We start from the raw sequence: 13,052 nt of genomic DNA, 5'->3' as shown, positions 1-13,052 counted from the left end.
GGCCTTGGCACGTCCACTACAATTAAACAGCCACACCAACTCACCACCGGTAGAAAAAATCAAAATGGATACCGAACAGTTCGATATGCTGCGTTACCTGTCAGTGCTGCCACTGTTCAGCAACTTATCGCAACTTGAACGAGAACGCTTAGCTCAAAGCTGCCAACTGAAACGATTTGTCCGGGGTGATATGGTGTTTCGGGTGGGAGAGGAATGCGACGCTTTTTATGTCGTCGTGGTGGGGCAAATCAAACTGTACGTTGCCTCACCTTCCGGTCATGAGAAGGTGATTGAAATCGTGAGCCCTGGTCACAGCTTTGCAGAAGCCATGATGTTTCTCAGTATGCCTTGTATTTTGAACGCTCAAGCACTGGTTGACACCTTGCTTTTGCGTGTCAGCAAGCAGTCCGTATTCAGTGAAATAGAACGCGATCCGCGCTTTTCAATGCACATGCTTGCTGGCATCTCGCGTCGGCTACACGGCTTGATTCGAGACGTAGAGGGCTATGCCTTGCACAGTGGCATGCAACGGCTGATCGGCTACCTGCTGCGGGAGGTTGAGGACGAAAATGCCGACAGGATTGGCGCCGTCACCGTTGCCTTGCCCGTGAGCAAAGCCACCATTGCCTCACGCCTGTCGCTAACCCCCGAATATTTCTCTCGCGTTTTGCACGAACTTGAAGCCGAAGGTCTGATCGAAATAGACAAGCGCGAGGTCCGTATTCTTGATGTACAACGCCTCGCCAGCTACGGTTCGCATTGACTAATTGCCCCGACAAGAACCGCAACCCAAATCGTGCCGAATAAATAATTTGGATCGAGGCTGTTGGAACTTTGCACGGCTGTACGCGCTGTATCAGGGAGACTCCTTCTTTGTGACCCGCGCCAAGCCCGATTTCAATGCCTGACGGGTGTATCGCAGAACTGCAAACAGGCATCACCAGCCAATCAATGGCTGGTGCCCTCTGAGCGACTGATTTTATTGAACACATTGTATTTTCCGGAAGGTTTCTTCATCTTGATCCGCTTGACAACCTCCAGCGTCACTGCGTCGTAAATAACCAGCTCTCCATCAATTTCCCAGATGCTGACCACCGCATATTTGCCATCCCGCGTGAATTCTGTATGCGCTGCAATCTTGCCTGGGCTGGGCTTGAGTTGCTTGACGATTTCCAACGTTTTTTTGTCGATGATCTGGATCACATCGCTATTTTTTGGATCGTTAAAGACATCGACCCAGGCATACGGCGTGTTCTCGTGGCTGCGCATGAAGAAGCCAGGCCCCAGGGTGGGTATCTGCTTGATGGTCTGCCATGATTTCATGTCGATCACCGACACCACGCCATCTTTCAGGTTGGGCGTCGCCATCACGGGCTGACCCTGATAGGACCAGGATATGCCGGAGCCCAAGTGCGGCAAACCCGGCAGGCCAACATCGGCTGTTTTGCGCCCGCTATTGAGGTTCACCACCTGACCCTGACCGCCGCGCGAGGAGCCAAACACGTGGTCATAGGCGGGGTCGAAGAAGAAGTCATCCAGATAGTCATCGAGCTGGATGCGACGTGGCACAAAAGGCCCTTTGACGCCAAGCCCCGGCGTCAGCCGGTTGTCTGGCGCCGGGTCTGCGTCAGCCGGGGGCGCCTTTTCGGCGTAGCTAAGCTCCCATACTTCCGCAATATCTTTCAGGGCCGCTATGAAGCTTTTGCGCGGGGCGGCGTCATAGATGGCCGACACGCGTGACGACTTGCCGCTATCGTCCTTGACGTCGATCACCCGGATGGGCGACAGGTCACGGGTGTCGAGCGCTACCAGCGTATGGGGAAAGTAGTTGGCGACCAGGGCGAAGCGCCCGTCACTGGACACCGCCAGATTGCGCGTATTGATGCCGGCACGAATTTCGGCCACCAGTGTCAGATTCCAGATGTCATATTTGGCAACCCAGCCGTCGCGCGAAGCGAAATAAACATAACGCCCATCAGGCGAGAACTTGGGCCCGCCATGCAGGGCATAGCGAGTGGGGAAACGGGTAATCGGCTCGAACTTGTCGCCATCGAGGATGGTCGCATGGTGGTCGCCAAGCTCCACCACCACGAACAGATTGAGCGGGTCAGCCGAAAATACGGGTTTGTCCGGCAGGCTGCCGGCCTTGACATGTTCAACCCGGGACGCGCGGATTTCATCCATGCCCCATGCCGGTGTCTTGGCCAGCGGTTCATAGATCAGGTCCGTCAGCGATGCGATCTCCTGCGGCGTCAGGCTGGAGCCAAAGGCGGGCATCTGGGTGGCCTGCCGGCCTTGCGCGATGGTTTGGATGGCATCCGGACGGCGCAGGCGCGCAAGGTTTCCGGGCAGCAAGGCAGGCCCGGTGCCGCCCAGTCGGTCGGCGCCATGGCAGGACGCGCAGTGCGACTGATAAACCTTGCCTGTATCGACCACGGCATGGGTGGCCGCAGGGCCTGCCGCATTCACGGGCACGGGTTTTTCCGAGGCCGCCCATGCCGCAGGCAGAAAAGCGCCTGCCAGCAGCCCCATCAGCCCGGGCAACAGTTTGTGGAACAGGGCTGTGCTCATGGGGTGACCCTCGCCCTGCGTACGCCAATAAATGGTTTCATCGGGACCCGTTCCCGTTCCCGTTCGCCGGCCAGCCCGATTTCCGTATCCGACAAATAGCAGGCCGGGTCTTCCTGCCAGGCGTCGCCGGTCAACTGCAGGGCGCGCACTCGCGTGTTGCCGCCGCAAACATCGAAATAGCGGCACTCTGCGCAGCGGCCCTTGATCGTGCGCGGAACCGCCTTGAGCCCCGCCATCAGGGGGTCCGAGGTATCGCGCCAGATGTCGGAAAAGGCCCGCTCGCGCACATTGCCCAGGTTGTGGTGCCACCAGAAGGTGTCCGGGTGGACATTGCCCAGGTTATCGATATTGGCGACATTGACGCCGGACGAGTTGCCGCCCCACTGCGCCAGCCTGGCGCGCAGCGCCGCCTCCTGCTGCGGGAAACGGCGCCGCACCCAGTGCAGCAGGTACACGCCATCGGCATCGTTGTTTCCGGTGACGAATTCCTTTTCAGCGCCATTTTCAATATTTTTCCAGCAGGTGTCGAACAGCAAATCCATCGCCTTGCGGGTTGTTTCCAGGAACGCATCACGGCCGCGGTTGGTGTTGCCGCGCCCTGCGTAGTTGAGATGCGACAAATAGAACTTGTCGATGCCTTCATCATCGACCAGCCTGAGCAAGGCAGGCAGGTCGTGTGCGTTGTCCTGCGTCAGCGTGAAGCGCACGCCGATCTTGATCCCCGCATCACGGCACAGCCTGACGCCCCGCAGCGACGCATCGAAAGCGCCTTCCTTGCGGCGGAACTTGTCATGTGTTTCGCGGATACCGTCGAGGCTGATGCCGACGTAGTCGAAACCGATGGCCGCGATGCGCTCGATGGTCGATGCATCCACCAGCGTCCCGTTGGTCGACAGGCCGACATAAAAACCCATCTCTTTTGCGCGCCGTGAAATGTCATAAATATCCTTGCGCAGCAGGGGCTCGCCCCCCGACAAAATAAGCACCGGCACGCCGAAGCCACGCAAATCGTCCATCACGCCATAAACTTCCGCGCAACTCAGTTCGCCGGCGAAATCCTTGTCCGCCGAAATCGAATAACAATGCCTGCAGGTCAGGTTGCAGCGGCGAATCAGGTTCCAGATCACCACCGGACCGGGCGGGTTGCGTCTGGGGCCGGGCGGCGTGGGGTGTGCGATTTCTCGCATGTAGTGGGTGATTCGAAACACGGTGGGTCCTCTATTCGGTTTTTTTTTGGCCCGCCAGGCGCAGGCCCGTTTTTTTCAATATGCGGGTGCTGTACAAAATTGTGTGGCTCCGCACATGCTCGCCCAGCAGTGCGGCGATTTGTGAAACTTTCTGCTCGACTTCGTCGCGGCTCTTGCCGTGCACCATGGCGAACAGGTTGTACGGCCACTGCGGCAGGCGGCGTGGACGGCGATAACAGTGACTGACGAATTCGAAGCCGCCGACCGACGCCCCCAGTTGATCCACCCGGTCATCGGGCACATCCCACACCGACATGCCGTTGGCGCGGTAGCCGATGGCGTAGTGATTCGGCACCACCCCCAGACGGCGGATCACGCCGGTCTCCTGCATGCGGAGAATCCGCGTCATCACTTGCCTGGGCTCGAGCTGCAGGCTTTGCGCGATGGCGTGGTAGGGCCGCGCCACCAGCGGCAGACCGCCTTGCGTCGCCACGATGATGGCGCGATCAGTGGCGTCGATAGCTGGCAACTGGAACCCCACCCCGGTGATGTCTGTCATGTGCTTGCTTACGCTTTGAGTTTCAATTCGACGAAGTATTCCCGCGACTTGGGGAAGTTGAGTACGCTGCAACCAGTGTCCTGCTCTATCCGGGCGATGACCTCCTCGATTTCATCCGGCGTTTCGGTGGCGATGACGAACCACATATTGAGTTCATGGTCGCGCGCATAATTGTGCGCCACCTGTGGCAAGGCATTGACGCGTTGCGCCACCAGTTCGTACGCTTCGACTGGCGCATGCAAGGCAGCCAGGGTAAAGGCGCCACCCATGCGCTCGATCTGATACAAAGGGCCGACACGGGTGAGAACACCCTGCGCCAACAGTCGGGCGAGCCGCGCCATCAACTCATCCTCTTGCAGCCCAAGACGCTGCGCCGCTTCAAGATAAGGGCGCTCACACACCGCAAGCCCCTCCTGCAAACCGTTGATGATGTCGCGGTCAATCTGATCCACTGGCCAACTCCGGTGAGATGTCGTTGTTCACATGGGAGACATAGCGCGCACCGCATTGCTTGAAACGGCGGCAACTGAACAGGACCTGAAACGGATAAGAACCCAGCCCGCAGGCCTGTGCCAGGGTGGCGATGCGTTGTTCGACCTCTTGGCGATCCTTGCCATGGATCATGCAAAAAAGGTTGTATGGCCAGTGGGGCAACTTCCGCGGTCGGCGATAGCACAGGCTAACCTGGCCGGAATCCGCAATGCTTCTGCCCAACCGGCTGACCACTGCATCCGGCACATCCCACACCACCATCGCATTGGCGGTGTAGCCCAGTTCATGATGACGCACCACCACGCCAAAGCGCTTGATGACACCGGTCCCGGTCCAGCGCGAGAGCAGGGCCATCGCATCCGCCTCGGCCCAGCCCAAGACGGCAAACGGCTGTGAAATCAGCGGCAGGCCTTTTTGCAAAACAGCCACGAATGCCCGTTCCGCCTCGCTCAATTCGATCGCCGCGACATCGGCCGGAGCCTGTGCGTCACTTTGAACATGGTGCGGCGCAGCAGGCGCCAAGGAAAAACCCAAATCTATATGGAACTGCTCCAGCAAAGGCAGCACCAGCACGGGTCCGCATCCGCAAGCGATTTCAATTTTCCGGAAAATAGCGTGCAAATGTTCTGCCGATGATGTGGTCGCAACGAACCAGAGATTAAAACGGTGCTCGCGCTGATAGTTGTGGTTGATCTCGGTCAGCGCGCTGACCTGGGCGGCCACTTCTTCCAGCCGCCCGGCAGGCACGGCCAGCGCCGCCAGGGCGCTGACCCCGACGACATTCGGCCGGAACACGGCGCCGATCCGGCTGACCATGCCACGCTTGCGCATCGATTGCAAAACGTCAATGACCCTCGCCTCGTCGACGTCCAGACGGCTTGCCAGTTCAGCAAAAGGGCGCGCCACCAGCGGAAAATCCCGCTGGAAATCATTCAACAACTTGAATTCCAGTTCACCCAAAATACGCTCTTTCGTCAGACCCAGCTCGTGCATCTGTCCCATGTCCGCCTCAGAATCCGATGCGCGCCGCGCGGCTCGTGAAGAAAATACCGCTCGGGGACTCCGCCGGGAGCACGCCGCGTTGCGCAAAATTCTCCGTGTCGTACACCACCACACGGTTGTCGTCGCGCGCCGAAATCCAGACGGATTCGCCGCGCGGCGTGAACTCCATGTGCAAGACGGCCTTACCCGGTGCCAGTTGTTTCATGAGCGTGCGTTTTTCGACATCGATCACGTCGACATTGCCGTTGTCGGGAAATGCGAAATTGACCCACACCTGCCGGCCATCGGGTCGGGCCATGACAAAGACCGGCTGGCCCGACACCTTGATGCGACCAGCTTCAAGCCAGGTCTCCATGTCCAGCACCAGGACCTCATGGCGACCAATGGCCGGCAGGTAGGCATATTTTCCGGCGACCGCCCAGCCGCGCAGATGCGGCATCTTGAAGACAGGCAACTTTTCCTGGCCCTTGCCGTAACCGCTCAGCACGCGGCGCGCGCCCCGCTCCGGGTGCCACAGATCGACCAGGGCCATGCCATCCTCCCCGAACAGGCCCGCCAGGTAGAAGCGTCCGTTCGGTGTGATCAAGCCATCGTAGGGGGCCCGGCCAATGTCCTTGAACTTTTTGACATGGGGCTTGTGGGGGTCGGAAAAATCGCCGACCCAGATTTCATCCGCATCAAAAAGACTCCAGACGAAACGGTTGCCCGGCGCATCGGCCAGGCCGACCACTTTAGAGCGCAAGCCGGCCGCGCCGTAGGTCGCCGGCACGTCGGCAACCAGCTCCAGGGTGTCGGCTGAAAACACCTTCACGCCGCCGGGCGCATAGTTCTGGGCCGCGACCAGTTTGCCATCTTGCGAAATGGCGCCTCCGATGCTGTTGCCCGCCTGCATCACCCGGCGTTCGATGGCGCCACGCAACAAGTCAACCTTGCTCAAACCGCCGTCGCGCCCGAACACATAGGCATAGCGGCCATCGCGCGAATACACGAGCGACGCGTGGGACAGGTCACCCAGGCCCTGCACGGCTGCGATGGCCACCAGCTTGCTGGTGTCAACGATCTGTACGCTGCCGGTGGCCCGTTCGACGATGACACCCAAGTCCCCGGTACCGCGAATCACCGGGCTGGCACAAGCGGCCAGCATGAACAACGCCGTGGTCCACAGCATGGCCTGAAATTTTCTAATAGCCACCGGGAAAACCTTTCTGCAAATTGAAAACGATCCATTCAGCGTCTGCTTCACTGAGGAAGCGCTGCCAGGGCGGCATGGCCGTATGGGGCAATCCATGCAGAATGACGAACTTGAGGTACTCCGGGGGTTTGTCCTTTAAAGCTTCGGGCAACAAGGCAGGACCCAGGCCGCCTTTGAGCGCCAACCCATGGCAGGAGCCGCAATCCTGTCGCACCAGCTTGACAAGCTCAACGCGTCGGGTAGCGGCAATGGATGCACTGGATTCAGCCGCATACCCTGTGGAAAAAACCGCCATGGAGAAGGTGAAACCAAGCGTTGCGATGCCGGCGATCACACGTGGGATGCCTTGTTTGACAGCATGTTGTTTTGTCGGCACCTGTAGATCCTTTGCTATTTTTTCATCCGGACAGAACTTGCATCGTTTGGAGTGGCGGAGCCACGCATTGAAATCCGGGAACCTGTTGACGGCGAGACCCCCAAGTCTGCTGCAAAGTAAAAGTGGATGGTGAGAGAAATTATGCGGTTTTTTTATGGTGCTTTGGGTGATTTCCCATCCAAAGCTGAAGTTTCAGCGGGCGGCTTGATGCAGTTCAAGAAAAAGGTGCGAGCAGCGCTCATCCAACCCACGGCCAATCAAATAAGCCGCATAATTTAACGGACTGTCAGCTCGAACCTGCCAACAAAATTCGGGATGTCGCCCCGCAACGGGGGCGGACAGTGTTTCAACAGTGAAGCGTTTTATAAAATTGGAAAAGGAAAATCCTTGAATAATTTATTGGCGCCAGAACGGCAATCAAATGCAGACCGCGACAAATCGAAAACAGGCATCGTGTACCTGGTCGGTGCCGGCCCTGGCGACCCTGACTTGTTGACGCTTAAAGCCGCCAGGTTATTGAAACAAGCCAACGTGGTTGTCTACGACAACCTGGTCAGCGATGAAGTGATCAACCTGATTCACAGCGGTGCCGAGAAGATCTATGTTGGCAAGGAAACAAGTCGCCACACCCTGCCGCAAACCGAGATCAATCAGTTGCTGGTCGCTCTGGCAAAGACAGGGAAAAAAGTAGTTCGACTAAAAGGAGGGGACCCTTTCATTTTCGGACGCGGAGGAGAAGAGCTGGAAACACTGGCTGATCAGGGCATTGCGTTTGAAGTGGTCCCCGGGATCACCGCAGCCAATGGTGTTTCCTGCTACTCAGGCATCCCGCTCACACACCGGGACTACGCGCAGTCGTGCCTGTTTACGACCGGCCACCTCAAGGACGGTTCACTTGACCTCGATTGGCAATCTCTCGCAAGGCCGAGCCAGACGCTCGTGATTTATATGGGCTTAGGCGCATTAAGCGAGATTGCCCAGCAGCTAATCAGGCACGGCATGCCCGCCAACACGCCTGCTGCCACTATTGAAAAAGGGACGACCCATCAGCAACGAGTGATCACCGGAACCTTACTGACGCTGCCTGACCTGGTGCAGGCCGTGGGCCTGAAATCCCCTTCCCTGATCATCGTCGGCCAGGTGGTGGCGTTAAGCCAGCGACTGCAATGGTTTGGAAAATCAATCCAGGCCTGACACCAGATTAGCCTCGAGCAAACGATTCCCTGTGGGGTTGGTTCTCGACCGTTGCGGGACAGGGAGCGATCCACCGTCGCCACATGATCGACGCGTCACGGCAACGCGGGCCGCAAACGCGCGACCTATGACCGGTTGGCGCGGGCATACAAGCCCGTCACCTTGTCCATGACCTGCAGCAGATTTTCGCTGGTGACAAAAACGTCGCTCGCGCCTGAGCCGCCCGCGCTGGGTCGCGCTTTCAGTGCATTGTCAAAAAACAGCCACTGCGCATCGGCCAGGGTCAATTCCTGCTTGATTTCTGTGCTCGCCTCCGGCGCGTTGCGCAGTGTTTCCAGTGCGCTCACGAACTCGGCGCGTGCCTTGCCCAGTTCCGCCCCTGAGGCGACGGGGTCGATGCTCCAAGCCGTGGCCAGGTAGTACTTGCCCATGCGCTGGGACAGCATGCGTTGACGCCCGGCCACATTCACCAGCTTGCCCGCGGGTTTGCCCGAGAGTTGCTCCAGTTGCCCCGTGCCCTTGTTCGCCAGCTCCAGCACTTTGCTGTCCTGCGCCAGCAGCTTGCGCGCATTGGGCACGGAGGGTGCGGCGCCGACGAGCAGGGCTTTGTAGGCCGACCACTCCGATTCAAGCTGGAGGTAGGTGTCGCGCACGGCGCCTGCGGGGGCAAAAGCCTTGAGTTCCACCAGTTGCCGGTCAAACAGGGCCATGGACTGGTCCAGCGCCTTGGCGGCGGCTGCCACCTGCACCTGCTGCCCCAGGCATAGATAGGATTTGGCCATGCGTTGCGACAGCATGCGCTGGCGTCCGGCCTTGTTGATGGCGTCGCTCAGGTCGCCTACCTGCGCCTGCGATAGCAGGACGGATGATGCCGCCCAGGCAACAAAAATTCTGCGTTTCAGTTTCACGGATAGTCTCTTTCTCGGTCAGTCCAGCGCCGCAACTGCACTCAAAATACGCGGCTCGATGGGGTTGTTTCGCCAGCCACGGGCACAAACTCACCCCACGGCGAGTCCTGAGTCACTCACCACCCGTTCACCAGTTGATACGCTGATCGACCTGAGAGTCCGGTGATGACGCCAGGAACTCCAGAATCGGGAAGTATTATTGTTTGACGGCCTTCACATCACCATTGGCGCCCAGGCCCAAGGTATAGCCTAGAGACACATGATGGAATCGTCCGCTGGCATGATCACCGTGGATTGCAATACCGAAAGGAACCGTCTTGCCTTCGCCTGGGCTCTTGCGGGTGAACGTGACCGTGTAGGTATCGCCAGCCTTGGCGCCTTCAGCCTTGACGCCCAGTGCGCCCCCGTCCATCTTGCGTTCACTGGCCACTGTGCCGTCGACCGCCTTCGCGCCCTTGGCGCTTTTCCATTGCATCAACTCGTAGCTCCCTTCCTTGGTGTACTTGGTTTTCTTGTCATCGGCACCGGGCATGGTTCTAACATCCAGGTGACATGCTGCCCAGCAACCGACTTGCGCGGCCTGAGGCACCTTGGAATCCGGGAACAAGACTGAAGCCTTGACTTCATTTTCCTTGTCGCCCTTGTCAGCGCCACCCGCAGGCGCCTTGAATGTCAAACGGATGTAGAGATTGCTGGCATCGTAGGCGGCCTGAATAGCAACAGGGTAAAGAATCGTTTTTGGCGCAGCCTTGGGCTCCAGCTCCTTATCGGCCAGACGCTTGACATTGAAGTTCAAAGTGTCTTTTTCCTCATGACAGCCCACGCAGGATTCGCCCTTCTTCATGCCAGCCGTGCCACTGTGATCCGATTTCTTGCCGACCCACTCGATGGGCGTTACCCCGGCATGGAACACATTGATGTCGCGTTTGGGCACTTTCCCCCAATCGGGGGCGGCAAAGGCGAACTGGGAGCTCACAGTCAGCAGCGTACCCAGCACAAGCGTGGAAACAGTTGTCTTTTTCATTTTGAAGAATCCTTTCTGACTTTCTAAAGATGATCGATTTCGAGAGAGCAGCAGGCAAGAGCCGATTACTCTTCGTCTTCCTTCATGCCTGTTGGTTTCGTATGCGCAATGCCCTTGTGGCAATCAATGCAGGTCTGCTTTTCCTCTCGACCGATCTTGTGCATCTTGGCGCCACGCAGTTTTTGCTTTTCGGTATCCATCCCGTCAAAACTGTGACAGTTGCGGCACTCGAGCGAGTCGTTGGCTTTCATGCGCCTCCATTCGCGCTCGGCCAGAATCAGGCGCTTGGCCTCGAACTTCTCGCGCGTGTCGATGCTGCCGGTGACCTTGCCATAGACTTCGCGCGACGCCTGGATCTTGCGCAGCATCTTCGGCCCCCATTCCCTGGGCACGTGGCAGTCAGAGCACACGGCGCGCACCCCGGTGCGGTTGCTGTAGTGGATGGTCTTCTTGTATTCCGCGTAGACGTTGTCCCGCATTTCGTGGCAGCCGATGCAGAACGCCTCTGTGTTGGTCGCCTCCACCACGGTGTGAAAGCCACCCCAGAAAATGACGCCGGAGAAAAACCCCACCGCCAGCAAGGCAATCAGCGAATATTTTGCACTCGGCTTTTTCAAGGTTGCCAACCAACGAGCCATCTTTCCTGTCATCAAAACTCTCCCGACTTTATTGCAAGACTCATTAGAGAGGCAAAAGATAGAGGAGGGGCTTGCACCTCTCTATCCTTGCTTCAGTTCAACACGACCGATCAATAAATGTCATGCTGCGTGTTGTACACGTTGAACTTGCCGGTTGGCGTGATCATCTTCGGATCGGTGATCACCTTTTTCACCGCGAGGGTCTTGTCGTCGTACACCACGATGGCGGACTGGTCAGTCTTGCCGCCCCACAAGGAAATCCACACTTCTGTACCGTCCGCGCTGTACTCGGGATGAACCGCACGACGCGTCGCCTTTGTTGCGGGCAGACCGGAGTCCTTGAACACGTTGATCGTCCTGACGGGCTTGGACAGGTCCGACAGGTTCCAGACAGAGACGGATTCAGCCAGCTCCTTGTCCGAATTTTGCGCCGAATCGGCCCAGAGATGCTTCGACGTTGGATGCGTCTTGACGAACAGGTTGCCTGGCACGTGCTTGACTTCCTGCACGACCTTCCAGTTGAACGCTTTGTATTTGGCGTATTTCGCCTCTTCGGACGGCGTGCTGATCAAGGTGACAACATCGGCCCCCAAATGACCGGTCGCCCAGACCGGACCAAACTGCGGATGCACGAAGTTCGCGCCACGACCCGGATGTGGAATCTTCGCCGTATCAACCAAAGCGGCCAGCTTGCCGGTCTTGAGGTCCACCGCCGCGATCTTGTTGGATGCATTGGCTGCGACCAGGAAGTAGCGCTTGGAAGCATCAAACCCGCCATCATGCAGGAATTTTGCCGAACCAATGGTGGTGGTCTTCAAATTCTCGATGTCAGAGTAATCCACCAGCAGAATCTGGCCAGTCTCCTTGATGTTCACCACCCATTCTGGCTTGATCTCGGACGCCACAATCGAGGCCACCCGCGGCTCCGGATGGTACTCGCCGTCAACAGTCATGCCACGCGTGCTGACCACCTTGCGCGGCTTCAGCGTGTCACCGTCCATGATCACATACTGAGGCGGCCAGTAGGAACCGGCGATGGCGTACGTGTCCTCAAACCCCTTGAACTTCGAGGTATCCACCGAACGGGCGTCAAAGCCGATCTTGACTTCTGCAACAACACCCGGTTTCTCCATCCACAGGTCGATCAGCGACAGGCGCCCATCGCGACCGATCACATAGACATAGCGGCCGGACTTCGACATGCGCGAGATATGCACCGCGTAACCGGTCTTGACGATGCTGCGAATTTCTTTGGTGTCGCCATCGATCAGCGCCACTTCGCCGGTATCACGCAGGGTGACCGAGAAAAAGTTCTTCAGGTTGAATTTGTTCATCTGCCGGGTCGGCCTGTCCTTGACCGCCACGATCACCTTCCACGAATCCATCGTGTCCTTGAAACTGTACTCGGGTGGCACATCCGGCGTGTGCTGGATGTACTTCGCCATCAGGGAGAGCTCGTCCCTGGTCAGGATGTCGTCGAAGTTGACCATCCCGCCGTCCGTGCCATAGCCAATGATCTTCTCGATACGGGATTGCCCCAGACTGAGCATGCCGCCCTCGGTCTTGTTGTCGTCCTTGTCCGTCTTGCTCCAATGGGGCTCAAGATTCTTGCCGGTGGCGCCTTTGCGCAACACACCATGACAGCCAGCGCACCGCTCAAAGTAAATCTTTTTGGCGATTTCCTTCTCCCCTGTGGTCATGGGCGGGGCTTCGGGATTCTTGTTCTGCGCCGCCGCGGAAATCGCAAAGGTTGCCAGCACCATTGCTGCAACGCTTGAAAGACGTGAGACATTCATATTGTTTACTCCGGTATACCTCGCAGCCAACCCACCACATCGGTGGAGATCAGGGCTCGTCGAAGGCTGCAATTATTCGGCTCGAGCGTTTCATTGTCTGCCGGGGTCCGAGG

Annotated in this window: 13 protein-coding genes; 2 read left to right on the top strand and 11 right to left on the bottom strand. The window is 58.1% G+C overall.

Features of this window, described 5'->3' with window-relative positions:
- The first annotated feature begins 64 nt into the window (after positions 1 to 64).
- Positions 65 to 763: a Crp/Fnr family transcriptional regulator gene (locus Q8K05_RS04605; protein WP_305245364.1), complete on the top strand. Its 699-nt coding sequence runs from the start codon at positions 65 to 67 to the stop codon at positions 761 to 763.
- A gap of 185 nt (positions 764 to 948) precedes the next feature.
- Here the strand turns inward: Q8K05_RS04605 and Q8K05_RS04600 are convergent, their stop codons facing one another.
- From Q8K05_RS04600 to Q8K05_RS04570, 7 genes are read right to left on the bottom strand one after another with little or no spacing between them, the layout of a single operon-like run.
- Positions 949 to 2,532, bottom strand: a complete 1,584-nt coding sequence (locus tag Q8K05_RS04600; RefSeq protein ID WP_305245363.1) for a cytochrome D1 domain-containing protein — start codon at positions 2,530 to 2,532, stop codon at positions 949 to 951.
- Between the two features lie 35 nt (positions 2,533 to 2,567).
- Complete coding sequence (gene nirJ / locus Q8K05_RS04595) at positions 2,568 to 3,779, bottom strand: heme d1 biosynthesis radical SAM protein NirJ (protein ID WP_370868771.1); 1,212 nt, start codon at positions 3,777 to 3,779, stop codon at positions 2,568 to 2,570.
- Between the two features lie 10 nt (positions 3,780 to 3,789).
- On the bottom strand, positions 3,790 to 4,317 hold the full coding sequence (locus Q8K05_RS04590; RefSeq protein ID WP_305245341.1) for an Lrp/AsnC family transcriptional regulator: 528 nt from the start codon (positions 4,315 to 4,317) through the stop codon (positions 3,790 to 3,792).
- A gap of 8 nt (positions 4,318 to 4,325) precedes the next feature.
- Complete coding sequence (locus tag Q8K05_RS04585) at positions 4,326 to 4,769, bottom strand: Lrp/AsnC family transcriptional regulator (RefSeq protein WP_305245340.1); 444 nt, start codon at positions 4,767 to 4,769, stop codon at positions 4,326 to 4,328.
- On the bottom strand, positions 4,756 to 5,811 hold the full coding sequence (locus Q8K05_RS04580; protein ID WP_305245339.1) for an Lrp/AsnC family transcriptional regulator: 1,056 nt from the start codon (positions 5,809 to 5,811) through the stop codon (positions 4,756 to 4,758). Before Q8K05_RS04580 ends, Q8K05_RS04585 begins: the two co-directional genes overlap by 14 nt.
- A gap of 7 nt (positions 5,812 to 5,818) precedes the next feature.
- A complete protein-coding gene (locus Q8K05_RS04575) occupies positions 5,819 to 6,979 on the bottom strand; it encodes a cytochrome D1 domain-containing protein (RefSeq protein WP_305245361.1) in 1,161 nt (386 codons plus the stop codon).
- 13 nt (positions 6,980 to 6,992) lie between these two features.
- A complete protein-coding gene (locus Q8K05_RS04570) occupies positions 6,993 to 7,379 on the bottom strand; it encodes a cytochrome c (RefSeq protein WP_305245338.1) in 387 nt (128 codons plus the stop codon).
- Between the two features lie 387 nt (positions 7,380 to 7,766).
- Here Q8K05_RS04570 and cobA point away from each other — a divergent pair, with 387 nt between their 5' ends.
- On the top strand, positions 7,767 to 8,573 hold the full coding sequence (gene cobA / locus Q8K05_RS04565; RefSeq protein ID WP_305245337.1) for a uroporphyrinogen-III C-methyltransferase: 807 nt from the start codon (positions 7,767 to 7,769) through the stop codon (positions 8,571 to 8,573).
- A 125-nt stretch (positions 8,574 to 8,698) separates the two neighbouring features.
- On the opposite strand, the gene Q8K05_RS04560 is transcribed toward cobA, so the two are convergent.
- The 4 genes from Q8K05_RS04560 to Q8K05_RS04545 form a co-directional block, all read right to left on the bottom strand.
- A complete protein-coding gene (locus Q8K05_RS04560; RefSeq protein WP_305245336.1) occupies positions 8,699 to 9,481 on the bottom strand; it encodes a type IV pili methyl-accepting chemotaxis transducer N-terminal domain-containing protein in 783 nt (260 codons plus the stop codon).
- Between the two features lie 196 nt (positions 9,482 to 9,677).
- On the bottom strand, positions 9,678 to 10,505 hold the full coding sequence (locus Q8K05_RS04555; protein WP_305245335.1) for an ethylbenzene dehydrogenase-related protein: 828 nt from the start codon (positions 10,503 to 10,505) through the stop codon (positions 9,678 to 9,680).
- Between the two features lie 65 nt (positions 10,506 to 10,570).
- Positions 10,571 to 11,155 (bottom strand): NapC/NirT family cytochrome c, encoded by a 585-nt coding sequence (locus Q8K05_RS04550; protein ID WP_305245334.1) that lies wholly within the window; start codon positions 11,153 to 11,155, stop codon positions 10,571 to 10,573.
- A gap of 98 nt (positions 11,156 to 11,253) precedes the next feature.
- On the bottom strand, positions 11,254 to 12,939 hold the full coding sequence (locus Q8K05_RS04545) for a cytochrome D1 domain-containing protein (protein ID WP_305245333.1): 1,686 nt from the start codon (positions 12,937 to 12,939) through the stop codon (positions 11,254 to 11,256).
- Positions 12,940 to 13,052 lie beyond the last annotated feature (113 nt).

Source organism: Polaromonas sp. (genome assembly GCF_030682935.1).
GTDB lineage: Bacteria > Pseudomonadota > Gammaproteobacteria > Burkholderiales > Burkholderiaceae_C > Polaromonas.
This window is presented reverse-complemented; position numbering and strand designations above follow the sequence as displayed.